This window comes from Gemmatirosa kalamazoonensis (assembly GCF_000522985.1).
In the GTDB taxonomy this organism is placed as follows: Bacteria; Gemmatimonadota; Gemmatimonadetes; order Gemmatimonadales; family Gemmatimonadaceae; genus Gemmatirosa; species Gemmatirosa kalamazoonensis.
Genome location: NZ_CP007128.1, coordinates 4,878,048 through 4,899,749, shown reverse-complemented (window position 1 = coordinate 4,899,749; position 21,702 = coordinate 4,878,048). Strand labels below are relative to the sequence as shown.

At 72.5% G+C, this 21,702-nt stretch carries 25 protein-coding genes; 13 read left to right on the top strand and 12 right to left on the bottom strand.

Going from position 1 to position 21,702, the window contains the following annotated elements; translation table 11 throughout:
* The first annotated feature begins 61 nt into the window (after positions 1-61).
* Both J421_RS21210 and J421_RS21205 read left to right on the top strand, forming a co-directional pair.
* Complete coding sequence (locus J421_RS21210; protein ID WP_025413182.1) at positions 62-2,698, top strand: M16 family metallopeptidase; 2,637 nt, start codon at positions 62-64, stop codon at positions 2,696-2,698.
* Positions 2,699-2,769: 71 nt separating this feature from the next.
* Positions 2,770-3,111 (top strand): hypothetical protein, encoded by a 342-nt coding sequence (locus J421_RS21205; RefSeq protein ID WP_025413181.1) that lies wholly within the window; start codon positions 2,770-2,772, stop codon positions 3,109-3,111.
* A gap of 50 nt (positions 3,112-3,161) precedes the next feature.
* On the opposite strand, the gene J421_RS21200 is transcribed toward J421_RS21205, so the two are convergent.
* Both J421_RS21200 and speD read right to left on the bottom strand, forming a co-directional pair.
* The gene (locus J421_RS21200; RefSeq protein ID WP_025413180.1) at positions 3,162-4,712 is read right to left on the bottom strand and encodes a hypothetical protein; all 1,551 of its coding nucleotides are present in this window, start codon (positions 4,710-4,712) and stop codon (positions 3,162-3,164) included.
* 1 nt (position 4,713) lies between these two features.
* Entirely contained in the window at positions 4,714-5,112 is a 399-nt protein-coding gene (gene speD / locus J421_RS21195; protein ID WP_104022911.1) for an S-adenosylmethionine decarboxylase, read from the bottom strand.
* 87 nt (positions 5,113-5,199) lie between these two features.
* Here speD and J421_RS21190 point away from each other — a divergent pair, with 87 nt between their 5' ends.
* Both J421_RS21190 and J421_RS21185 read left to right on the top strand, forming a co-directional pair.
* Positions 5,200-5,769: a CDP-alcohol phosphatidyltransferase family protein gene (locus tag J421_RS21190; protein WP_025413178.1), complete on the top strand. Its 570-nt coding sequence runs from the start codon at positions 5,200-5,202 to the stop codon at positions 5,767-5,769.
* The gene (locus J421_RS21185; RefSeq protein WP_025413177.1) at positions 5,766-6,248 is read left to right on the top strand and encodes a hypothetical protein; all 483 of its coding nucleotides are present in this window, start codon (positions 5,766-5,768) and stop codon (positions 6,246-6,248) included. The genes J421_RS21190 and J421_RS21185 overlap by 4 nt, the downstream gene beginning before the upstream one ends.
* 66 nt (positions 6,249-6,314) lie before the next feature.
* Here the strand turns inward: J421_RS21185 and J421_RS21180 are convergent, their stop codons facing one another.
* Complete coding sequence (locus J421_RS21180; RefSeq protein ID WP_025413176.1) at positions 6,315-6,599, bottom strand: hypothetical protein; 285 nt, start codon at positions 6,597-6,599, stop codon at positions 6,315-6,317.
* Between the two features lie 119 nt (positions 6,600-6,718).
* Entirely contained in the window at positions 6,719-7,552 is an 834-nt protein-coding gene (locus J421_RS21175; protein WP_025413175.1) for an alpha/beta fold hydrolase, read from the bottom strand.
* Between the two features lie 265 nt (positions 7,553-7,817).
* On the opposite strand from J421_RS21175, the gene J421_RS21170 reads away from it, so the two are divergent.
* Together J421_RS21170 and J421_RS21165 are read left to right on the top strand one after the other, a co-directional pair.
* Positions 7,818-8,165, top strand: coding sequence for a hypothetical protein (locus J421_RS21170; RefSeq protein WP_025413174.1), 348 nt, complete (start codon positions 7,818-7,820; stop codon positions 8,163-8,165).
* Positions 8,165-8,905 carry a DsbA family protein gene (locus J421_RS21165; RefSeq protein WP_025413173.1) on the top strand — a complete coding sequence of 247 codons (741 nt, stop codon included), beginning with the start codon at positions 8,165-8,167 and terminating at the stop codon, positions 8,903-8,905. Before J421_RS21170 ends, J421_RS21165 begins: the two co-directional genes overlap by 1 nt.
* A gap of 7 nt (positions 8,906-8,912) precedes the next feature.
* On the opposite strand, the gene J421_RS21160 is transcribed toward J421_RS21165, so the two are convergent.
* Together J421_RS21160 and acs are read right to left on the bottom strand one after the other, a co-directional pair.
* Complete coding sequence (locus J421_RS21160; protein WP_025413172.1) at positions 8,913-9,296, bottom strand: hypothetical protein; 384 nt, start codon at positions 9,294-9,296, stop codon at positions 8,913-8,915.
* A gap of 136 nt (positions 9,297-9,432) precedes the next feature.
* A complete protein-coding gene (gene acs / locus J421_RS21155) occupies positions 9,433-11,412 on the bottom strand; it encodes an acetate--CoA ligase (protein ID WP_025413171.1) in 1,980 nt (659 codons plus the stop codon).
* A 218-nt stretch (positions 11,413-11,630) separates the two neighbouring features.
* On the opposite strand from acs, the gene J421_RS21150 reads away from it, so the two are divergent.
* Positions 11,631-13,196, top strand: a complete 1,566-nt coding sequence (locus J421_RS21150) for an MFS transporter (protein ID WP_425485842.1) — start codon at positions 11,631-11,633, stop codon at positions 13,194-13,196.
* 149 nt (positions 13,197-13,345) lie between these two features.
* Here the strand turns inward: J421_RS21150 and J421_RS21145 are convergent, their stop codons facing one another.
* Positions 13,346-14,218 carry a DUF3592 domain-containing protein gene (locus J421_RS21145; protein ID WP_148306448.1) on the bottom strand — a complete coding sequence of 291 codons (873 nt, stop codon included), beginning with the start codon at positions 14,216-14,218 and terminating at the stop codon, positions 13,346-13,348.
* Positions 14,219-14,360: 142 nt separating this feature from the next.
* Between J421_RS21145 and J421_RS21140 the strand changes: the two genes are divergently transcribed.
* From J421_RS21140 to J421_RS21125, 6 genes are read left to right on the top strand one after another with little or no spacing between them, the layout of a single operon-like run.
* Positions 14,361-14,957, top strand: a complete 597-nt coding sequence (locus tag J421_RS21140) for an ABC transporter ATP-binding protein (RefSeq protein ID WP_158508864.1) — start codon at positions 14,361-14,363, stop codon at positions 14,955-14,957.
* A 26-nt stretch (positions 14,958-14,983) separates the two neighbouring features.
* A complete protein-coding gene (locus tag J421_RS32955; protein WP_158508863.1) occupies positions 14,984-15,133 on the top strand; it encodes a hypothetical protein in 150 nt (49 codons plus the stop codon).
* Entirely contained in the window at positions 15,130-15,813 is a 684-nt protein-coding gene (locus tag J421_RS21135; RefSeq protein WP_025413168.1) for a heme exporter protein CcmB, read from the top strand. Before J421_RS32955 ends, J421_RS21135 begins: the two co-directional genes overlap by 4 nt.
* Before the next feature lie 22 nt (positions 15,814-15,835).
* Positions 15,836-16,564, top strand: a complete 729-nt coding sequence (gene ccsA / locus J421_RS21130) for a cytochrome c biogenesis protein CcsA (protein ID WP_104022906.1) — start codon at positions 15,836-15,838, stop codon at positions 16,562-16,564.
* Positions 16,564-16,728 carry a hypothetical protein gene (locus J421_RS32950; protein ID WP_158508862.1) on the top strand — a complete coding sequence of 55 codons (165 nt, stop codon included), beginning with the start codon at positions 16,564-16,566 and terminating at the stop codon, positions 16,726-16,728. The genes ccsA and J421_RS32950 overlap by 1 nt, the downstream gene beginning before the upstream one ends.
* A 7-nt stretch (positions 16,729-16,735) precedes the next feature.
* The gene (locus J421_RS21125; protein ID WP_025413166.1) at positions 16,736-17,281 is read left to right on the top strand and encodes an inorganic diphosphatase; all 546 of its coding nucleotides are present in this window, start codon (positions 16,736-16,738) and stop codon (positions 17,279-17,281) included.
* 3 nt (positions 17,282-17,284) lie between these two features.
* Here J421_RS21125 and J421_RS21120 read toward each other — a convergent pair whose 3' ends face one another.
* The 5 genes from J421_RS21120 to J421_RS21100 form a co-directional block, all read right to left on the bottom strand.
* Positions 17,285-18,004: a DUF1707 domain-containing protein gene (locus J421_RS21120; RefSeq protein ID WP_148306446.1), complete on the bottom strand. Its 720-nt coding sequence runs from the start codon at positions 18,002-18,004 to the stop codon at positions 17,285-17,287.
* 232 nt (positions 18,005-18,236) lie between these two features.
* Positions 18,237-18,971 carry an MIP/aquaporin family protein gene (locus J421_RS21115; protein ID WP_104022904.1) on the bottom strand — a complete coding sequence of 245 codons (735 nt, stop codon included), beginning with the start codon at positions 18,969-18,971 and terminating at the stop codon, positions 18,237-18,239.
* 98 nt (positions 18,972-19,069) lie between these two features.
* Positions 19,070-20,308, bottom strand: a complete 1,239-nt coding sequence (gene fabF, locus J421_RS21110; RefSeq protein WP_025413163.1) for a beta-ketoacyl-ACP synthase II — start codon at positions 20,306-20,308, stop codon at positions 19,070-19,072.
* 69 nt (positions 20,309-20,377) lie between these two features.
* On the bottom strand, positions 20,378-20,941 hold the full coding sequence (locus tag J421_RS21105) for an SRPBCC family protein (RefSeq protein ID WP_025413162.1): 564 nt from the start codon (positions 20,939-20,941) through the stop codon (positions 20,378-20,380).
* Between the two features lie 5 nt (positions 20,942-20,946).
* On the bottom strand, positions 20,947-21,699 hold the full coding sequence (locus J421_RS21100; RefSeq protein WP_025413161.1) for a methyltransferase domain-containing protein: 753 nt from the start codon (positions 21,697-21,699) through the stop codon (positions 20,947-20,949).
* Positions 21,700-21,702: the final 3 nt, after the last annotated feature.

The window sequence follows — 21,702 nt, the reverse complement described above, 5'->3', positions numbered from 1 at the left end:
GAGAGGGCCTCCGGGATTCGCTCCCTGGGGCCCTCTCTGCGCTCCGCGCTAGATTCCGGGCATGGCCACTCCGATCCTCGCCGACGCCCTCATCGACCCCGCGACGGTCCACCGCGAGGTCCTCCCGAACGGCCTCACCGTGCTCGTGCGCCCGGACCGATCGGCGCCCGTCGTCGCGATCAACACGTACGTGAAGGCCGGCTACTTCGACGAGACCGACGACGTCGTCGGCATCGCGCACGTGCTCGAGCACATGTTCTTCAAGGGCACCGATCGGCGCGGCGTCGGCGAGATCGCGAAGGAGACGAAGTCCAGCGGCGGCTACCTCAACGCGCACACGATCTACGACCACACGAGCTACTACGCCGTGCTCCCGGCGAGCGGCTTCGCGGCGGGGCTCGACGTGCAGGCCGACGCGTACGCGCACTCGGTGGTCGACGCCGCGGAGCTCGCGAAGGAGCTCGAGGTCATCATCCAGGAAGCGAAGCGCAAGCTCGACAACCCGGGCGCGGTCACGATCGAGACGCTCTACGCGCTGCTGCACGATCGCCACCGCATCCGCCGGTGGCGCATCGGCGTCGAGCATCAGCTGCGCGGCTTCCGGCGCGACGACGTGGTGCGCTTCTACCGGAACTTCTACCGTCCGCGCAACACGGTGCTCGCCATCGTCGGCGACGTCGACGTGGACGACGCCGTGGCGCGTGCGCGTCGACTGTACGGCGCGCTCGACGACGCGCCGATCGCGCGGGCGCCGGGCGAGCACGAGACCGCGCCGCCGGGCGTTCGCTACCGCGAGCTGACGGGCGACGTGGGGCAGTCGCATCTCGCGTTCGGCTGGCGCACGCCCGGCACGCTCGACGACGACACGCCGCGTCTCGACCTCGCCGCCGGCGTGTTAGGCACCGGCCGCGGCTCGCGTCTCTATCGCGCGGTGCGCGAGCGCGGCCTCGCCTCGTCGGTCGGCGCGTACGACTCCACGCCGACGGAGATCGGTGTGTTCACGGTGCACCTCGAGCTGCCGCCCGAGCGCGCGGCGGACGCGGCGCGCGCGGCGTGGTCGCAGGTCGCCGCGCTGCGCGACGACGGCGTGAGCGCGGCGGAGGTCGAGCGCGTGCAGCGGGTGGCCGAGTCGCGGTGGCTCCGCCGTCTGGAGACGATGGAGGGGCAGGCGAGCCACCTGTGCGAGTGGGAGGCGCTGGGCGACTGGACGCTCGGCGACCGATATCTCGAGCGGCTGCTCGGCGCGACGCCCGAGGAGGTGACCGACGCGGCCCGCCGCCACCTCGACCCCGACGCGTTCGCCGCGATCTACTACCGTCCGACCGACGCGCCGGCGCTCGCCGCCGACGCCGAGGCGCTGCGCTCGCTGCTCGACGCGGCGGAGCCGGCGCCCCTCGCCGCGCCGCGGCGCGCGCCCTACGCGCCGGCGGCGATGGACCGTGCGCCGCGCCACGAGCGCGTGGAGTGCGGCGTGCACGTGTACCGCACCGACGCCGGCGTGCCGATCCTCGTGCGCCCGAAGCCGGGCGCCGCGGTGGCGCACCTCGGTGCGTACGCGTTAGGCGGCGCGGTCGACGAGCGGGACGCCGAGGCGGGGCTCACGTCGCTCGTCGCGCGCACGGCGGTGAAGGGGACCACGACGCGCAGCGCGGCGCAGATCGCGGAGGACGCCGAGCTGTTAGGCGGCAGCGTGGGCGCGAGCGCGGGCGGCGAGAGCTTCGGCTGGGGGATCTCGGTGCCGCGCAAGCACCTCGCGGCCGCCGCGGCGCTGCTCGCCGACGTCGTGCAGCACCCGACGTTCCCCGACACGGCGTTCGACACGGAGCGCGGCGTCGCGCTGTCCGAGCTCGCGATGCTGCGCGACGACATGTACCGCTACCCGCTGCGCCTCGCGCTCGGCGCCGCGTATCCCGGTCACCCGTACGGACGCGCCGTCGTCGGCACCGAGGAGTCGCTGCGCGCGCTCGACGCGGAGCGGGCGCGCGCCTGGCACCGATCGCAGGTGGTCGAGGGAGCGACCGTGCTCGCCGTCGTCGGCGACGTCGATCCCGACGAGGCGGCGGCCGCGCTCGCGCGCGAGTTCGGCGCGCTCGTCGCGCGCGAGGCGGAGCGCGTCGCGGCGCCGACGTGGCCGGCCGAAGCGCGGCAGGCGGTGGAGCACCGCGACAAGGCGCAGTCGGCGCTCGCCATGGTGTTTCCCGGCCCGGCGCGGCGCGACCCGGATCGCTTCACCGCGCAGCTGCTCGCCGGGATCGCGAGCGGGCTCGGTGGCCGCTTCTTCGACGAGCTGCGCGACCGCCGCTCGCTCGCGTACACGGTGCACGTCTTCGCGAGCCCGCGCGCGCTCGGCGGCAGCGTGTCGGCGTACATCGCCACGTCGCCGGAGCGCGAGGCGGAGGCGCGCGAGGGGCTGCTCGAGGAGCTCGCGAAGATCCGCGACGGCGGCGTGACGGCCGAGGAGCTGCAGCGCGCACAGACCTATGCCATCGGCACGCACCAGATCCACCAGCAGAGCGGCGGCGCGGTGCTCGGCGAGATCATCGACGCGTGGCTGTTCGGCGACGGCCTCGCGGAGTTGGACGAGTTCGCCGAGCGCGTACGCGCCGTGACGCCGGAAGCGGTGCGCTCGCTCGTCGCGCGCTACTGCGACCCGGACGTCCGCGTCGAGGGCGTCGTGCGGGGGACGGGAAAGAGCTGACGGGCTGGCCCGAGTTCCGCAGTAGAGGTGCGACGGATCACGCCGAGGACCTCACAACCGCGACCCTGCCCATGCGCACTCCCTCAGACGACCGCGACCAGGACCTGAACCCGCACCGCGACGCCGACCGCCTCCACGCGAGCTCGGTGGCGGCCTCGCAGCTGCGGCATCGCGGCATCGACGTCGACGAGCGCGAGTCGAGCGACGACATGGCCGCGGTGCTGAGCGCCGTGGAGCGATTCGAGACGGCGGTCTCCGTGCTCGGCGGCGATCGCATGGTGAACTCGCTCGACACCGACCAGCACGACGACGAGTCGCTCGTGCTGCCGCGCCGCCGTGCCGACGAGAGCCTAACGGCGTACGCGGTGCGGGTCACGCGCGCTGCCGAAGCGCTCGGACGGCGATCCTCGTGACGGCGAACATGTGACGGTGCCGGTGAAGCGTCGCCGTCGGCAGGTCGCCATCACTGCGTGACCGTCTCGCGCAGCCCACGCGCCGCGCGTCCCATCGCAGTGACCGCGGGGCGGAAGCGTCCCGACGCGGCGCGCAGGCCGTTCATCGTCAGGTAGTCGTCGGGCTCCGCGACGATCACGCCGACGACCTGCGGATGCGCGGTGGCCCACGCGAGCGTGTGCCACACCGTGCGCTCCTGGCTCGCGTCGCCGTGCGCCATCGGATACGCGCGCACGTCGAACACCCAGTGCGGCTTCGGGCGCGTCGGCGCGTCGGGACGCGCGGCGTCGAGGCGCATCCATCGGTCCGCCGCGCGCAGCCGCGCGTCGACGCCCGCGCCCCCGCTGAACGACGGACGCACGAAGAACCCCAACACGTCCACCGGCGATCCGCGCGTCGACGCCCACGCGAACAGCGCGCTGTCCGCCGCGTCGTAGCGTGACGCGGCGAGCGCGACGCGGATGCGCCGATTCACGGCGTGCGCGCGCGCCGCGGCCGCGGTGTAGTACGCGCGCCAGAACTCGACACTCTGCGCGCCGATCGCGTCGGTGCCGGCGCCGTACGGCGCTTCGGCGGGAAGCAGCACGTCGGGCCGCAGCGCGCGCGCGACGCGGTCGACGGCGCTCATGCGGCGCGCGAGGAAGCGCTCCGGCCCGTCCCGCAGCGCATCGCGGTCGGTGTCGTCGAAGCCGATCGCGACGACGATCACCATGCTGTCGCGGCGGAGCGGCTCGAGCAGCTTCGAGAGCGAGTCGAGCGCGGTGAGCGAGAGCGCCTGCGGCCGCAGCGTGAGGCTCACCGCGTCGAGATCGAGCGTGTCGCTGAGCGGCACCGCGTCGCGCACCGCGGGCGCCGGCGGCAGCCCGTCGAGCGTCGGCAGCAGCTTCACGCCGATCATGAAGTCGCCGGCCGGGCGCTCGCTGAGCCGCTCCTGCGAGTACGGCAGATAGCTGCCGACGACACCGAACCCGCGCGGCAGCTCGAGCAGCGTGACCCCCGCGGTGAACGCGGCCGCCGCGGCGAGGGCCGCGCGCGCGACGCGGCGCGTGCGGCTGCGCGCCGGATACGCGGGCACGATGATCGGCACCGGCACGATGAACGGCACGACGAGCGCCGCGCGTCCCACGAGCGTGCCGAGCACCGACGCCTGCGCGGCGGTGAGCGCGACGAGCGGTGTCGGCATCGGGCCACCGACGCGCAGCACCCACTGCGTCAGCGCGACGCCGGCGACGAGCACGTCGTACGCGAGCAGCGGCACGCCGACGAGCGGTGTGACGTAGCGCCGCAGCGTGGCGTACGCGGCCTGCGCGACGAACATGAGGGTCGTGAGTGGCCACAGCCACGCGACGGCGGCGACGGCGTGTCCGCCGAGCACCGTGGAGCTGGCGAGGCGCGCGACGAGCGCCGGCGCGACGAGGAAGCCGCACAGCGCGCTGAGCGTCGCGAGCGGACGCGGCGCGCGGCGGAGCTGCGCGATGCGTCCGGCGTACACGATGTTCCAGAGGAGGAGGAGCACCGTGCCGGCGACGAACAGCAGCGTCGGCAGAGCGGGGAGGCGCACGTCAGCCTCGCGGGTGTTGAGCCGTGCGCACCGTGCTCGTGCCGACGCGCCGCACGAACACGTCGACCGCCTTCTGCACGTCGCGGAACGCCGCCGGCGCGAGGACGTCGAGCAGCAGCACGCCGCGCTCGGGAAACGTGTGCACGGCCATGTGGCACCCCTCGAGCGCGAACAGCCCCACGACGCCGTCGCCGGGGAGCGCGCGCACGACGGGCGTCGTGTGCGCCGTGAACCCGGCGGCGCTCGCGGCGGCGATCAGCAACCCGGTGACGAGCGCCGTATCGCGCAGCTGCGCCTCCGGCACGTGACCGAAATCGGCGATGGTGTGGAGGAACGGCGCGGTGAGCACGGTGAGGCAAGACTCGCCGGAGAGCGGCCGCCGCGCAACGGATGAGGGCATGTGCCGGCGACGGAACGCAGGCGAGATGCCAGGGCTCCTGCCCTCCTGCCCTCGTGTCCTCCTGCCCTCGCTCGTTAGGTTGCTCCCATGTCGCGCGGTGTTTCCTCGCTCACGCCGGCGTCCCGCGCCTCGGCGCTGTGGACGCTGCCCAACGCCGTGTCGATGTCGCGGGTCGGGCTCGCGGCGGTGTTTCTCGCGACCACCGAGACGAACGCCCGCGTCGCGCTGCTCGCCGCCGCGTCGCTCAGCGACTTCCTCGACGGGTGGCTCGCGCGGCGCCGGAACGCGGTGAGCCGGTGGGGCGCGCTGCTCGACCCGATCGGCGACCGCGCGTTCGTGTTCGCGGCCACCGCCACGCTCGTCGCCGGCGGACGGATCGGGCCGATCGAGTGCGTGGTGCTGCTGTTTCGCGACATCATGACGGCGATCGGCTTCATCGTCGCGCGCATCGTGAAGTGGCTGCGGCCGATCACGTTCCGGGCGCGACCGCTCGGCAAGGGCGTGACCGCGCTGCAACTCGGGACGCTGCTCGCGGCGATCCTGCGACCGGCCGCCGTGACGCCGCTCGTCGCCGCCGTGGGCGTGACGTCGGTCGCGGCGACGGTGGACTACACCATGGCGCTGTGGCGCGAGCGCGACCGCACGTTGAAGCCGTGAAGCACGGGCACGTCCTGGTCGCGCTCGTCCTCCTCGCCGCTCGCGCCGGGGCCCAGCCGTCCACCGGCGACCGCCGCACGACGACGGAGATCCGGATCGACGGGTTCGCCGCGCGGACGGCGGGGGCGCAGGCCGGTGTGGGAATCGCGCTCGACGCCGGCACGTACACGCGCCTCGCAGTCGTCGCGGGGGCGGGTTTCGAGCGCCGGCCGGGCGGAGCGCTCGTCGGCGTCCAGCGGCTGGAGGGCGTTGGCCGCTTCCACCTCGATCCGTACCGGCAGACGCGCCACGGCGTGTATGCGGGCGGCGGGCTGGCGCTGCGGCACGCGCCCGGCGGACCGGTGCGCGCGCTCGTCGTCGCGCTGCTCGGCGTGGAGGGGCCGCCGCGGCACGGGATGGCGGCAGCCGTCGAGGCGGGCGTCGGCGGAGGCGCGCGCGTCGGCGTGGCGCTGCGGAGCGCCCGCCGCCAGCGGCGCTGACGCGCCTCGAGACACAAACGCCCCGCGGTGGCGGGGCGTGAGGGCGCTGCTACTGAATCGGCCGCATCAGGCGGCGGAGCCGGCCGTCTGCCGCTTCGGCGGCTGAGCGAACCGCTCGCCGAGCGTGCGGAGCTCCTGCATCTGGGCCGGCGTCAGCTCGGGGTACCGATCCGTCAGGTAGGCGACGGTGGCGTCGAACCACTCGCGCTGGTCGTCGGGCTCGGCGCCGATGACGCCACACTGCATCACGTGCTGGAACAGCTCGTCGCGGGCTTCCTCGTAGGGCGTCGGGGTCGCGACAGCATCCCGTCGTCCGCGGTTGTTATTGCCGTGAGTCTTCTTGTTGGCCATGTAAGCTCAGAGTCGGTGCGTCGCTAATAGATGTACGAAGATAATCAGATGAGCCTCTCGATCCTAGTCGCGGGGGTTCTCGCCGCGGACGAGAAGCGCAAGTTGCCGGCCCGCACGCATCACACGCCGGGCAGCTGCGCCATCGGGAGCGGTGCATCGGCCGGCGACGCCAGCGTCGGCACGTGCTCGAGGATGAGTCGAGTGAGCTCCTCGGGCGCCTCCTCCGGCACGAGTCGGCCGACGCGCGGCAGCCGTACGAGGCGCAGGCTCGGGATCGCGTGCACGAGCCGGGTCGGGATGTTCCGGTCGATCCACGGATCGGCCTCACCCCAGACCACGAGCGTCGGCACGGCGATGGTGCCGAGGTCCAGCTCCTCCACCTCTTCTACCCGCAACGAGCGCGCAAGATCGAGCAGGTGCGGCACACCGTCGCGCCCGACGAACGGCGCGAGGTAGCGGGCGACCAGCCGATCCGGCATGGCCTCGGGATCCGCCACCGAGCCGCGGAGGATCGGCGCGAGCAGCGACGCCGCGGCGAACATGCCCTTCGCGACGCGGAACGCGAACCGCGCCGTGTTGTGCTGCAGCGTGCGCACGTCGCGCCCCGGCAGCTCGTCGAACGCGACGGTGTTCACGAGCACGAGCCCGCTCACCCGGTCGGGGCGCGTCGTCGCGAGCCGGAGCGCCACCCCGCCGCCGACGTCGACACCGACGACGATCGCCTTCGCGATGCGCAGCGCGGTGAGCGCGCGATCGAGGTATTCCGACTGGGCGGCGACGCCGAAGTCGGCCTCGACCGGCCGGTCGGACTCGCCGTAGCCGAGGAGGTCGATGGCGAACGCGGAGTGCCGAGCGAGCGCGAGCCCCGGCGCGACGTTTCGCCACAGGAAGCTCGACGTGCCGAAGCCGTGCAGGAGGACGATCGGGGTGCCGCCGTGCCCGGAGCGCTCCACGTGAACGGAGCCGGGACCGACGGGTATGCGGAGGTGATCGGCGCGCACGAGTGCTTGAGCGTGAGTTCGTCGTCAATCTAGTGCCGACTCGCTTCGGCATGCTCCGCGCCGCGGGTTGGCCCTCCAACTGCGACCGGTCGACGGCGACCGTGCACCGCGGCCAAGAAACGGCGACCGGTCGCCGGTCGTCTGGTCGCCGTCGTCAGGTCGCCGTTCACGATCGTCGTCGATAGTTTTTCGGGGTTCATTCCGCACGAGGAGTCGCATGTCGGAGCCGGACCAGACCTACGACGAGGGCCGCTCGCGCAACCTCGAGGCGCTGCTCGTGGCGCTCGCCGAGCGCATCCAGCAGCTCCACGCGCGAGGTCTGTTGCTGCGTCACGCCCACGAGCTCATGAAGCTCATCGGCGACGTGCGGAGCGAGCTATTCCATTACGAGGTGCGCGCGACGTACGATACGCCGGAAGTGGCGGACAGCCGCCGGATCGTGCGTGAGGCCATCGAGACCCGGGACAGCACATGGGAAAGGACCGAGTGGACGCCGGACGCGGAGGACGGGGAGGAGGGGGGGGGACCGCCGGACGGGGAGGACGACCGCCGGCGCCGAACGTAGTGCGCGGCGCGCGCGCCGGCGGCTCCCGCCGCCCGTTCTACGTCGCGCTGCTGGTGGTGCTCGTGCTCGGCGCCGGCGCGATCAGCTGGGCGATGAACCGCACGAAGGCGGCGAGCGTGATGACGATCGACCCGAAGGCGGCGGTCGGGATCAAGGCGCAAGGGCACACCCTCGGGTCGCCCGCCGCGCCGGTGGAGATCGTGGAGTTCGCCGACTTCGAGTGTCCGGGCTGTGGGCAGTTCGCCACGGTCACCGAGCCGGACGTGCGCGAGCGGCTCATCAAGACGGGGCAGGTGCGCTTCCGCATCTTCCCGTTCCAGGTGACGCAGGCGCACCAGAACACGATCGCCGCGGCGCTCGCCGCGGAGTGCGCGGCCGACCAGAACAAGTTCTGGGAGATGCACGACAAGCTGTTCGGCGGTCAGGCCGACTGGAGCGCGATGTACTCGCCCGGGCGGGACCCGCGGCCCGTGTTCGACCGGTACGTGAAGGAGCTGGGGCTCGACCAGGCCGCGTTCAACGCGTGCTACGACGGGCGGCAGCACCTGAACACGATCGCGGCGAACACCGAGGAGGCGATGCGCCAGAAGGTGGCGCAGACGCCGACGTTCATCATCGGCGATCGGATGCTCGCCGGCGCGCAGCCCTACGACGCGATCAAGGCCGTCGTTGACTCGGTGCGCGCGAAGGGGCCGGCCGCGCCGGCCGCGGCGCCGGCGCCGGACAGCGCGAAGAAGTAGCCGCGCGCTACGCTCGACGGCGCGCCCGCGCGTCGGCCGCGTCGTCGAGCCGCAGCTTCGGCTTGCCAACCGGCTGACGCGCGTCGTCCCCCTCGGTCGCCGTCCGCTGCCGGCGGCGGAACGGCACGAGATCCTGGCCGAGCACGACGAGGGCGCGCGTCGCCACGGTGCTCGCCAGCGGCTCCGGGATCCCCATGACGCGGATGTACGTGTCGATCGCCCGGTCGAAGGACATGTCCTCGGCGAGCGTGTCCATGAACATCAGCGCGTTGTCCACGTGCGCGCGCACGAGCGATTCCTCAGCGCGCGCCTGCGCCAGCCGCATCCGGCGCTCGGCGTCGGGCGGCAGCTTGCGGGCGAAGATGGACTCGGGAAAGAGCTTGCCGAGCATGGGCGGTCCTTAGCGGGGGTCTGGCTTCGAGAGGGCAGGGTCCGTACCAGCCGGGAGTCGGGACTCGGGAGTCGGGACTCGGGACTCGGGACTCGGGACTCGGTTGCCGTACGAGTCCCGAGTCCCGAGTCCCGAGTCACGACTCCTGGTGTTCGTACTGCTCCTTCAGGCTCGCGACGACGCCGGGATCGGCGAGCGTCGTGGTGTCGCCGAGCGCGCGGCCCTCGGCGATGTCGCGGAGCAGGCGGCGCATGATCTTGCCGGAGCGCGTCTTCGGCAAGTCCGCGGAGAACAGGATGTCGTCCGGCCGCGCGATGGCGCCGATCTTCTCGGCGACGTGCTCGCGCAGCTCGTCGCGCAGCTCGCCGCTCGGCTGGTGGCCGGAGCGGAGCGTGACGAACGCGGCGATCGCCTGTCCCTTCAGCTCGTGCACCTTGCCGACGACGGCGGCCTCGGCGACCGCGGGATGGTCGACGAGCGCGCTCTCGACCTCCATGGTGCCGATGCGGTGCCCCGCGACGTTCAGCACGTCGTCGACGCGGCCGAGGATCCAGTAGTAGCCGTCGGCGTCGCGCTTCGCGCCGTCGCCGGGGAAGTAGAGATCCGGGCGCCCCTCCCACTTCGAGAAGTACGTCTGCACGTAGCGGTCGTCGTCGCCCCAGATGGTGCGCAGCATCGACGGCCAGGGGCGGGTGAGCGCGAGAAGCCCGCCCCCCTCGGGGATCTCCTTGCCTAACGAATCGAGGAGCGCGGCCGAGACGCCGGGGAACGGGACGGTGGCGGATCCGGGCTTCGTCGCGGTGACGCCGGGGAGCGGCGTGATCATGATCGCCCCCGTCTCCGTCTGCCACCACGTGTCCACGATCGGGCACCGGCCGCCGCCGATGTGCTCGTGGTACCACATCCATGCTTCGGGGTTGATCGGCTCGCCGACGCTGCCTAACAGTCGCAGACGCGACAGGTCGCGGCGCGCCGGGAACTCGGTGCCCCACTTCATGAACGCGCGGATCGCCGTCGGCGCGGTGTAGAAGATGGTCACGCCGTAGCGCTCGCAGATCTGCCAGAAGCGGTCCTTGTCCGGCCAGTCGGGCGCGCCCTCGTAGACGACGCACGTGGCGCCGACGGCGAGCGGCCCGTAGACGATGTAGCTGTGTCCCGTCACCCACCCGATGTCGGCAGTGCACCAGTACACGTCCTCGTCCTTCAGGTCGAACACGTACTTCGTGGTCGCCGCGACCCCGGTCATGTAGCCGCCGGTCGTGTGCACGATCCCCTTCGGCTTCCCCGTCGTGCCGGAGGTGTAGAGGATGTAGAGCAGGTCCTCCGCGTTCATCGCCTCGGGCTCGCGGACGAACGACTCGCCGTCGTGCTCCGCGTCGTGCATGAGGCGGTGCCACCAGTGGTCGCGCCCCTCGACGATCTCGGGGAACGCGAGGTCGCCCTCCGCGCCGGGCCGCCGCCTAACGACGATGACGTTCTCGATCGACGGCGTCTCCTCGAGCGCGCGGTCGGCGTTGCGCTTGAGCGGCACGACCTGGCCGCGCCGGTACCCGCGGTCGGCGGTGATGAGCAGCTTGCACCGCGAGTCGTTGATGCGGTCGCGCAGCGACTCGGGCGAGAAGCCGCCGAACACCACGGAGTGCACGGCGCCGACGCGCGCGCAGCCGAGCATCGCGACGACCGCCTCGGGGATCATCGGGAGGTAGATCGCGACGCGGTCGCCCTTCTTCACGCCGAGCCGGTCGAGGACCTTCGCGAAGAGGTTCACCTCGCGGTACAGGTCCCAGTAGGTGAGCGTGCGCCGGTCGCCGGGCTCTCCCTCCCACACGATGGCCGCCTTGTTGCGCCGCGGCCCGTCGACGTGCCGATCGAGGCAGTTCGCGCTCGCGTTCAGCGTGCCGTCGGCGAACCACTGCGCGTGCGGCGGCTTCCAGTCGAGGACGCGCGTGAACGGCTCGATCCACGTCAGCTCGCGGGCCATGCGGGCCCAGAATGCGTCGGGGTCCCGCGCGGCGTCCCGATAGATGTCGGCGCCGGCGGTGTGGGCCTGGGCGCTGAACTGTGGCGGCGGCGGGAAGCTGCGGTCTTCCTGGAGCAGGACGTCGAGGTCGCTCATGCTCGGCTCTGGGCGCGTGGGTGGCTCGCGACTGGAAACATGCAAGGATTGCGAAGGCGCGCGCAACGACGCAGAGTCCGCCCGACACCGAACCAGGAGCCCGATCCGTGGCGACCACCACCCCGCCGGCCATTGGCCTGCCGCTGGCCGCTCCGGGCGAGCGCGTGCTCTCCGCACGCGACGTCCGCACCGTGATCTTCGCGTCGTCGCTCGGCACGATGTTCGAGTGGTACGACTTCTACCTGTACGGATCGCTCGCGGCGATCATCTCGAAGCAGTTCTTCTCCGGCGTGAACCCGACGGCGGCGTTCATCTTCGCGCTGCTCGCGTTCGCCGCGGGGTTCGCGGTGCGGCCGTTCGGCGCGCTGATCTTCGGGCGGCTGGGAGATCTCGTGGGGCGGAAGTACACGTTCCTCGTCACGATCCTCATCATGGGCGTGTCGACGTTCCTCGTCGGCGTGCTGCCGGGGTACGCGTCGATCGGCGTGGCGGCCCCGGTGACGCTGATCTCCCTGCGCCTGCTGCAGGGGCTCGCGCTCGGCGGCGAGTATGGTGGGGCGGCGACCTACGTCGCGGAGCACGCGCCGAACGGCAAACGCGGGCAGTACACGGCGTGGATCCAGACGACGGCGACGCTCGGGCTCTTTCTCTCGCTGCTCGTGATCCTCGGCTGCCGCCTCGCGCTCGGCACCGAGGCGTTCGAGGCGTGGGGCTGGCGCATCCCGTTCCTCGTGTCGCTCGTGCTCCTGGGCGTGTCGGTGTGGATCCGCCTGCGGCTGAACGAGAGCCCGGTGTTCCAGGCCATGAAGGCCGAGGGCAAGCACTCGAAGCAGCCGCTGCGCGACTCGTTCGGCCGCTGGCCGAACCTGCGCGTCGTGCTGCTCGCGCTGTTCGGCCTCGTGATGGGGCAGGCGGTGGTGTGGTACGCGGGGCAGTTCTACGCGCTGTTCTTCCTCACGCAGTCGCTCAAGGTGGACGGGCAGACGGCGAACCTCATGATGGCGGCGGCGCTGCTGTTAGGCACTCCGTTCTTCATCGTGTTCGGCTCGCTGTCCGACCGCATCGGCCGCAAGCCGATCATCCTCGGCGGGTGCCTGCTCGCGGCGCTCACGTACTTCCCGCTGTTCCGCGCGCTCACGCACTACGCGAACCCCGCGCTGGAGGCGGCGCAGCAGCGCGCGCCGGTGACGGTGACCGCGGATCCCGCGTCGTGCTCGGTGCAGTTCGATCCCGTGGGGAAGAGCAAGTTCACGTCGCCGTGCGACGTCGCGAAGACGGCGCTCGTGAAGGCGGGCGTGCCGTACCACAACGCGGCGGAGTTCGACGCGCCGCCCGCCGTGCACGTCGGCGGGGCGGTGATCCCGTCGTACGACGCCGCGGCGCCGGACGCGAAGGCGCGCGGCGCGGCGTTCGACTCCACGCTCGGCGCCACGCTGAAGGCGGCGGGCTACCCCGCGAAGGCGGATCCGGCGCGCACGAACCGCGGCATGGTGGTCGCCATCCTGTTCGTGCTCGTGCTGTACGTGACGATGGTGTACGGCCCGATCGCGGCGATGCTCGTGGAGATGTTCCCGACGCGCATCCGCTACACGTCGATGTCGCTGCCGTATCACATCGGCAACGGGTGGTTCGGCGGCTTCCTGCCGACGACGGCGTTCGCGATCGTGGCGGCGACGGGCGACATGTACTCGGGGCTGTGGTACCCGATCGTGATCGCCGCCGTGACGTTCGTGGTCGGCGCGCTGTTCGTGCGCGAGACGAAGGACGTGGATCTGCGGGCGTGACTCCACGTACGACTGTTCGTTGGACTGAAGAAGGACTGAAGGAGGACTGAACAAGGACCAACAACTCTGTTGGTGTTCTCCTTCTTCAGTCCTCCTTGAGTCCTTCTTCAGTCCCATAGAAACGCGTACGTGGAGCGGTGCCCGGCGGATCAGCGCCGGCGGCGCCGCGGCTGCTTGCGGGTGAGGATCAGCCCGATGAGCGTCGCCAGCGCGAACACCCCGCCGACGATCGCGATGAACAGCGGACGATTGCGGTCGACGTAGCTCCGGTCGCCGCCGTCGATGGTCGCGGCGCGCGGCCGAGCGGGGTCGAAGCGCACCGGCACCGTGCCGCCCATGACGAGCTGCGGCATGGTGCCGTCGTCCACGGCGTCAACGGCGACGACCGTGTCGGCGCCGGGGGCGGGGACGAACGCGAGCTCCGCGACGTCGTACGGCTGCGGGAGCTCGAAGTCGTCGCGCCGGCTCGTCGACAGCGCGTACTCCACCGTGCGCACGGCGTGCACGCGCGCCGCGGCCCGCAGCGGCCCGTCGTTAGGCAGCGGGCCCGGCGTCGCGCGGTCCAGCGCGAGCGCGGCGACGCCCCATGCGACGGCCGCCGCGAGCAGGAAGGCCGTGCCGCGCCGGCCGGCGAACGCGAGGACCGCGATGCCGCCGACGAGCCAGATCACCCAGCGCCCGCCGTGCAGCACCATCGGTGCGAGGTCGCGCATCCAGTCCAGCGTGCTGCGATCGGCGAGCCGCGCGAAGATCGGGCAGCACGCGACGGTGCGGACGCGCACCGTGTCGCCGACGCGCAGCCGGTCGTAGCGCGCCTCGTCGACGCTCACCGTCGGCGTGATCGGCGACGTCTCGCCAGCGGGGGCGACGTCGAGCAGGAACGCGCGGGTCCAGGCGCCGTCGGAGGCGATGCGGACGTCCTCGCGCTTCCGCTCCACGCGCGCGCGCGACACGTGCCCGTTCGCGTCGAGCCAGAGCGACGGTCCGAGCACGAGCACCGCGCATAGCACGAAGAAGGGCATGCAGCCGCAGCCGCGACGGCGCGTTCGCGACCGTCGCGCGACCGGCTCGAAGGAGTCGGCGGATGACATGCGCGCAAGGAGGCAGCGGTCGACGAGCCGCGCAAGAGTGCGCCGCGGCGACGGGCCGGTTACCGTTCGTGCCATGACCGCCGCGCCGGAAGCCGTCCCCGAGAGCGAACGCGCCGCCGCCGTCGCCACGCCCGTCGTGGAGGCGGTGGGGCTCACGCGCGCGTTCGGCGCCGGTCGGCGCGCGGTGGACGACGTGAGCTTCGCGCTCGGCGGCGGCGAATGTCTCGCGCTGTTCGGGCCGAACGGGGCGGGGAAGACGACGCTGCTGCGCATGCTCGCGGGGCTGCTGCGCCCCACGCGCGGCACCGCGCGCATCGGCGGGGTGTCGTTGGACCGCGACGCGGCGCCGGCGGTGCGGGCGCGCGTGGGGCTCATCTCGCACCACAGCCTTCTCTACGCCGCGCTCAGTGCGCGCGAGAACGTGGAGTTCGCGGCGCGGCTCTACGGCGTGCCCGATCCGGCGCGCGCCGCGATGGCGTCGCTCGAGCGCATGCGCGTGGCCGACCGCGCGAACACGCCGGTACGTCGACTCAGTCGCGGGCTGCAGCAGCGCGTCTCCATCGCGCGGGCGATGGTGCACCAGCCCAGCATCGTGCTGCTCGACGAGCCGTTCACGGGGCTCGACGAGGTCGGCGCGCGCGCGCGCTCACCGACGCCATCGGCGCGCTGAAGGCGCACGGCGCGGCGCTCGTGCTCGTGACGCACAACCTGGCCGAGGGGCTCGCGCTCGGCACGCGCGTCGGGGTGATGCTCGCCGGTCGGCTCGTGCGCGTCGAGGCGCGCGCCGGCGTCGACGCGGCGGCGTTCGCGGACGCGTACCGCGCGCTCGTCACGGGGACGGCGTGAGCTTTCTCGGCACCGCGTGGCTCGTGGCGCGCAAGGACCTCACGATCGAGTTCCGCACCCGCAGCGCGTTCTTCGCGGCGATCGTGTTCGCGCTGCTCGCCGTCGCGGTGTTCCACTTCTCGTGGGATCCCACGGCGGTGTCGGCGATCGACCTGGCGCCCGGCGTGCTGTGGGTCATCTTCACGTTCGCGGGGCTGCTCGGCCTGCACCGCTCGTTCGGCGTCGAGGAAGCCGATCGCGCCATCGACGGCCTGCTGGCTTCCCCAGTCGGGAGAGAGGCGCTGTTCGCCGGCAAGGCGCTCGCGAACGTGGTGTTCGTCGGCGCCGTGCAGCTCGTGACGATCCCCGCGGTGGCGCTGTTCTACGACCTGCCGCTGCTGCACGGCGCGACGCTGCCGGGGCTCGCGATCGTCGCCGCGCTCGCGACGCTCGGCCTCGTGGCGGTGGGGACGCTGTTCAGCGCGATGACCGTGAACACGCGGCTGGCGGAGCTGCTGCTGCCGATGCTGGCGCTGCCGTTCTTCGTGCCGATCGTCGTCCCGGCGGCGCTCAGCACCGCGCGGCTGCTCGCCGGCCGGCCGCTCGGCGAGATCCAGGGCTATCTTCAGATGCTCGCCGCGTTCGACATCGTCTTCGTGACCGCGTGCACGCTGGCGTTCCCGTACACGCTCGAGGAGTGAGCCCACGCTCGCGACCCGACCCATGACGCAGCCCGCAACCGCTCTTCCCACCATGCCGCGCACCGCGCCCACCACGCGCGACGGCCCCGACTTCCTGCTCGGCGTCGCCGTCGTCGCCGTCGCGGCGGCGCTCGTGCGCGCCATCGTGTTCACGCCGATCGAGGCGACGCAGGGGCCGGCGCAGAAGATCTTCTACGTGCACGTGCCGTCGGCGTTCATCGCGCTGTACCTGTGCTTCGCGCTGCTCGCCGTGACGAGCGCGCTCTACCTGTGGCTGCGCGAGGAGCGGCTGGACCGCGTCGCGGAGAGCGCGGCGGAGGTGGGGCTCACGTTCATGACCGTGACGCTGCTCACCGGGCCGCTGTGGGGGAAGCCGATCTGGGGCACGTGGTGGACGTGGGACGCGCGCCTCACGCTGACGCTGTTCACGTGGCTCATCGTGCTCGGCTACCTGACGCTGCGCAACGCGATCGAGGATCGCGGCCAGCGCGCGCGATACTCCGCCGTGCTCGGCGTGCTCGCCGGGCTGCTGGTGCCGTTCATCCACCTCAGCGTGTACCTGTTCCGCACGCTGCACCCGCAGCCGATCCTGCTGAAGCCGAGCGCGCCGTCGCTGCCGCCGGAGCAGCTGACGACGTTCCTGTTCTCGTTCGGCGCATTCTTCCTCCTGTTCGTGGCGCTGCTGCGCGCGCGCTACCGCTACGCGGTGGATCGGGACCGCCTGGCCGAGCTGCGCGGGGGAGAGGACTGATGCCGCCGAGCAACGCCGGCTACTACGAGGCCGCCTACGCCGTGGCGGCGATCGTCTACGCGGTGTACGCGGTGACGCTGTGGCGGCGGCGGGCGCGCGTGCGCGCGGCGCTGCGTCGCGCCGAGGGCGCGGGTGCCAGCGGCAACCCGGCGCCGCTATCATGACTACATGATCAACGCTTGGCACGACCTCCCGCCCGGACCGCATCCGCCTGACCAGGTCACGGCGATCATCGAGATCCCGGCGAAGAGCCGCAACAAGTACGAGCTGGACAAGGAGACCGGCCTGCTCCGGCTCGACCGCGTGCTCTACTCCGCCGTGCACTATCCCGGCGACTACGGGTTCATCCCGCGCACGCTGCACGAGGACGGCGACCCGATGGACATCCTGGTGCGGATACAGGAGCCCACGTTCCCCGGCTGTCAGATCGACGCGCGGCCGATCGGCGTGCTGCGCATGCTCGACAAGGGGGAGCCGGACGACAAGATCCTCGCCGTGCCGTGCCACGATCCGCTGCACCAGGAGTACTTCGACATCGCGGATCTGCCGGCGCACTTCCTCAAGGAAGTAGAGCACTTCTTCCACATCTACAAGGACCTCGAGGGCAAGCGCGTCGAGATCATCGGATGGGAGAAGAGCGAGTCGGCGCTGCGACTGATCAACGAGTCGATGGAGCGCTACGAGGCGAAGTACGGCGCGGCGTCGACGATCCGTTAGGCGCTAGATCTCGCCGCGCCGGCGCCGCCGCCACATGCGGCGCGCCTCCTTCCATGCGTCGCGGAACGGCAGCCCGGCGGGCGCCGTGCGGATCTCGACGTTCGCCATGATCGCGGTGCCCGTGATGCGGATGCGCGGGGCGTCGATGGGCGCGTCGGGATCGTCGAACGTCCGATTCTCGACGTTCGCCATGACGCCGAGCGCGAGGTCCTCGACGACGACGCCGGGGGGCACGAGGACCTCGAGGTTCGCCATCACGGCGAGCAGGTCGATCTCGCACACGCCGGCGGGGAGCGGCGTCTCGCGCAGATCGAGCACGATGGAGCTCATGAGCGAGCGTACCTCGAGCTGACGCGGCATCGCCCACCGGCCGCTGCGCTCGGTGTTGCTCATGATCGAGAGCACGCGCCGCGTCGCCGCGGGCTCGGCGTACGACGGCGTGACGGCGACGCGGTGCATCGGACGCGACTCGACCTCGCTCAGCAGCCCGTCGAGCTCCGATACCGTGCTCGCCTTGTACATCCGGTCGAGCAGCGCCTCGAACTGGTCGATGGACAGCGTGTCGTCGGCGAAGCGGTCGGTGAGCACCCGGATCGTCCGCTCGCGCGCCGCCTCGATCGCGCTCGCCGCCACCCGGGAGGCGGAGGCCGGCATCTGCGAGATGGGCAGCGGCGCCGTCGAGGCGTCGGCCGGCCGGGCGCGGTTCGATATATCGTCAGGCATGCTTGATCCTACGAGCCACCTTACGGGCAGGTGTCAGGGACATGGCGGAGCGCGCGGGCGGTGCCGCGCGGGCGATACGGCGCGATGGAGCGCAAACACCGTCTCACGCCGCGGCACGGCGCCGGACTGCGCGGTTCGAGCGTCGTGGGCGTCGTTCGCCTCATCGCGCCTCACCGCCAGCGCCGTACCGCCGGCGCCGTGCCCAGCGCCGTTCGCGCCACCGTCCTCCGAGTCAGACTGCGTGCTCGCGCGGCGCGCCGCGCCCCTTGGCCGGCTGCACCGCGCCGCTGCCTGGCATCTCGGGCGCGCGCGGGAGGAAGAGCTGGTCGTAGAGCAGCGCCGCGACCACACCGCCCACGATGGGGGCGACCCAGTAGATGAGCTGCCCCTCCCACTGACCGAACGCGACGGCGGGCCCGAACGCGCGCGCCGGGTTCATCGCGGCGCCCGTCATCGGGCCGATGGCGAGGATGTCCGCCGCCACCGTGAGCCCGATGGCGAAGCCGCCGACCTTCGGCGCCTGCGGGTCGACCGCGGTGCCGAACACGGTGAACACGAGGAAGAACGTCGCGACGGCCTCGAGCCCGAACGCCTGGCCGCCGCTCACCGTGGACGCGATGGACAGCGTGCCGCCATGCGCCGCGGCGTACACGTCGCTCGGCACCACCGCCTTGTGGAGGTACGCGGCCGCCATCGCGCCGACGAGCTGCGCGACGACGTACACCGCGGCCATGAGCGGCTGGATGCGCCGCGTGACGAGGAAGCCGAGCGTGACGGCCGGGTTGAAGTGGCCGGAGATGCGCATCACCGCGGAGACCATCACGGCGAGGATCAGCCCGTGCGCGGCGGCGACCGTGCCGAGCGATCCCGCGCCGCCCTGCGCCATCATGAGCGCCGCGCCGCCGACGAAGACGAGCGCGAACGTGCCGACGAACTCCGCGACGAAGTGACGGAGGGAATCTCTCATGGGGGCCAGGGGCGAGATGGGGGATCGAGGGGAGGGCAGGAGGGCAGGAGCGCAGGAGGGCACGAGGCCTCCTGCCCTCGCTTCGCGCCCTCCTGCCCTCATGCCCTGCGGAATACTAACGCGGCGTTGATCCCCCCGAACCCGAAGCTGTTCGACAGCACGTGCTCGACCCGCGCGTCGCGGCCGTGACCCGGGAGGTAGTCGAGATCGCACGCGTCGTCGGGGCACTGCAGGTTCACCGTCGGCGGCAGCCACTCGTCGTGCAGCGCGAACGCGCTGATCGCCGCCTCGAACGCGCCCGACGCGCCGAGCGCGTGGCCGTAGTAGCCCTTCGTGGAGCTCACGCGCAGCCTCGACGCGTGGTCGCCGAAGACCTGCTTCAGCGCGAGCGTCTCGGTCGGGTCGTTGAGCGGCGTGGAGCTGCCGTGCGCGTTGACGTACTGCACCTCGTGCGGCTGCACGTCCGCGTCGCTGAGCGCGAGACGCATGGCGCGCGCGGCCTGTGTGCCGTCGGGGCGCGGCGCGGTCATGTGATACGCGTCGTTCGTCGTGCCGAAGCCCACCAGCTCCGCGTACACCCGCGCGCCGCGGGCGAGCGCGCGCGAGCGCTCCTCGAGCAGCAGCACCGCGGCGCCCTCGCCCATCACGAAGCCGTCGCGCGCGCGGTCGAACGGGCGCGACGCGCTCGACGGATCGTCGTTGCGCGTGCTCATGGCGCGGATGATCGCGAACGCGCCGAACGACAGCGGCGCGAGCGGCGCCTCGGAGCCGCCGGCGAGCATGACGTCGGCGTAGCCGTCGCGGATCTGACGGAACGCCTCGCCGATCGCGATGGTGCCCGACGCGCAGCTCATCGCGTTCGTGCTGTTAGGCCCGGTGACGCCCATCTCGATGGCGATGTTGCAGCTCGCCGCGCCGCAGAAGACCTTGAGCGCGACCGACGGATCGACCGCGCGCACGCCCTCCTGCAGGAAGTTGATCATCTGCTCCTCGGCGAAGCCGATGCCGCCGAGCGCGCTGCCCATCATCGCGCCGACGCGGTCGCGGTTCTCGCGCGTGATGTCAAGCTGCGCGTCGTCGAGCGCGAGCTGCGCGGCGACGACCGAGAACTGGCCGAACCGGTCGAGCCGCTTCGCGCGCCTCGCCTCGAGATGGTCGGTGGCGTGGAAGTCGTCGACCTGCGCCGCGATGTGGGTGCGCCACGGCGACGTGTCGAACCGCGTGACCTCGCGCACCGCCGAGCGCTCGGCGCGCAGGCCGTCGCGGAGACCGCGTGCGGATGTACCGATGGGCGTGATCGGACCGATGCCCGTGATGACGACGCGACGACGCTGCACATGCACCTCGTGGTTGCTGTCCCCTGCCTCCCCCCTGATCGGACCGCGCGAGCGGCCCGATTCGTCCCTTCATCCAGCGCCCTTCGTCCCTTCGGCGACCGCGGCCAGTCCGGCGAGCGTCCGCTTGGCGATGCCGTGCACGAACACCGGCCCGATGACGCCGACGGCGGCGAACGTGCCGATCACCGGCCAGCCCGGGCCGTCCCACACGTGCAGGATGCGCACGTGCGTGCCGCCGTCGACGCGGCGGAAGCTCCACTCGACGTCCATCCCCGTCGTCACGCCGTCGACGTGGCGGAAGCGGACCGCAGGCGCGCGCTCGTCGACCGACATCTCGCTGAGCCACCACGTCGGCCACTGCATCGGCCCGAACGCGCGGTTCGCCGACATCTCCACGAGCCCGCCGCCGTCACGCGCGCGGCGGCGGAACTTCACGAAGCGATAGTGCGGCAGGTGACGCGGCCACGCCTCGACGTCGCGCGCGAGCGCGAAGATCCGCTCGACGGGCGCGGCGACGGTGCGCTCGTCGAGCGTCATCATCACGCGGTCGAGCGGCATGGGCCCGAGCACGTACGGCTTGCGCGGCGCGCGCTCCGGCTGGCTCGTCGGCGCGGGATCGGGCGTGCTGGTCATGCCGGCTACCTTGCCCGCGCGCGCGGCGCGGCGCCAGGGTCCCGGCTTTCGCCGAGGTGCCGTTCGGTTGCCCGGGCAACGCGCCAGGTCGCGGCGAGCCGCCAGCCGAGCGACCGGCGCACCTCGGGCCGCGGCACCCCCGCGCGCTCGGCCATCGCGCGCAGCTCGTCGGCGGTGAACCCACGCAGCACGGAGAGCGTGCCGTCGTGGCGCGTGACGCGGTGGAAGCCGAGCGGCCACGAGACGAGCCAGAACAGGGACGCCGCGAGCCAGCTCCGACGCAGGTCGCCGACGACGACCGCGACGCGGGCGACGCGCGAGAGCTCGCGCAGCGCGCGCACGGCATCGTCCTCCGTGAAGTGGTGCAGCAGCTGCGAGCAGGTCACGACGTCCACGGCGCCGTCGGCGAGCGGCAGCGCGAGCACGTCGCCGCACACCGACGCGTCGGTGCGCACGCGGCTCGCCGCGGCGAGCGACGGGCGAAACTCGACGCCGACGGTCGCGAGCGTGACGCCCCGCCCCGCGGCGAGCCGCTGCGCCGCGGCGGGGATGTCGCCAAGCCCCGTGCCGACGTCGAGCAGCGTCGCGCGGGCGCCGAGGGCGGGGAGCAGCGCGTCGACCGCACGCAGCACCGCGCGCCGCCCGCCGAACAGCGCGTTCGACCGCGCGACGTCGCGCAGCGACCGCTCGGCGAGCGCCGGGTCCACGGCGGGATCGTCGAGCAGCTCGCGACCGCGCCGGCGGCGGGGAACTAGCACGGC

Bases quoted from the DNA above. Each gene is read 5' to 3' on its own strand.
- J421_RS21140 (WP_158508864.1), top strand. From the start codon at position 14,361: ATGACCGCCGCGCCGGAAGCCGTCCCCGAGAGCGAACGCGCCGCCGCC.
- J421_RS21190 (WP_025413178.1), top strand. From the start codon at position 5,200: ATGTCGCGCGGTGTTTCCTCGCTCACGCCGGCGTCCCGCGCCTCGGCG.
- J421_RS21170 (WP_025413174.1), top strand. From the start codon at position 7,818: ATGTCGGAGCCGGACCAGACCTACGACGAGGGCCGCTCGCGCAACCTC.
- J421_RS21115 (WP_104022904.1), bottom strand. From the start codon at position 18,971: ATGAGAGATTCCCTCCGTCACTTCGTCGCGGAGTTCGTCGGCACGTTC.
- J421_RS21145 (WP_148306448.1), bottom strand. From the start codon at position 14,218: ATGCCCTTCTTCGTGCTATGCGCGGTGCTCGTGCTCGGACCGTCGCTC.
- J421_RS32950 (WP_158508862.1), top strand. From the start codon at position 16,564: ATGCCGCCGAGCAACGCCGGCTACTACGAGGCCGCCTACGCCGTGGCG.
- J421_RS21180 (WP_025413176.1), bottom strand. From the start codon at position 6,599: ATGGCCAACAAGAAGACTCACGGCAATAACAACCGCGGACGACGGGAT.
- J421_RS21210 (WP_025413182.1), top strand. From the start codon at position 62: ATGGCCACTCCGATCCTCGCCGACGCCCTCATCGACCCCGCGACGGTC.
- J421_RS21160 (WP_025413172.1), bottom strand. From the start codon at position 9,296: ATGCTCGGCAAGCTCTTTCCCGAGTCCATCTTCGCCCGCAAGCTGCCG.
- ccsA (WP_104022906.1), top strand. From the start codon at position 15,836: ATGACGCAGCCCGCAACCGCTCTTCCCACCATGCCGCGCACCGCGCCC.
- J421_RS21105 (WP_025413162.1), bottom strand. From the start codon at position 20,941: ATGACCAGCACGCCCGATCCCGCGCCGACGAGCCAGCCGGAGCGCGCG.
- J421_RS21205 (WP_025413181.1), top strand. From the start codon at position 2,770: ATGCGCACTCCCTCAGACGACCGCGACCAGGACCTGAACCCGCACCGC.
- J421_RS21150 (WP_425485842.1), top strand. From the start codon at position 11,631: ATGTTCGAGTGGTACGACTTCTACCTGTACGGATCGCTCGCGGCGATC.
- acs (WP_025413171.1), bottom strand. From the start codon at position 11,412: ATGAGCGACCTCGACGTCCTGCTCCAGGAAGACCGCAGCTTCCCGCCG.
- speD (WP_104022911.1), bottom strand. From the start codon at position 5,112: ATGCCCTCATCCGTTGCGCGGCGGCCGCTCTCCGGCGAGTCTTGCCTC.
- J421_RS21120 (WP_148306446.1), bottom strand. From the start codon at position 18,004: ATGCCTGACGATATATCGAACCGCGCCCGGCCGGCCGACGCCTCGACG.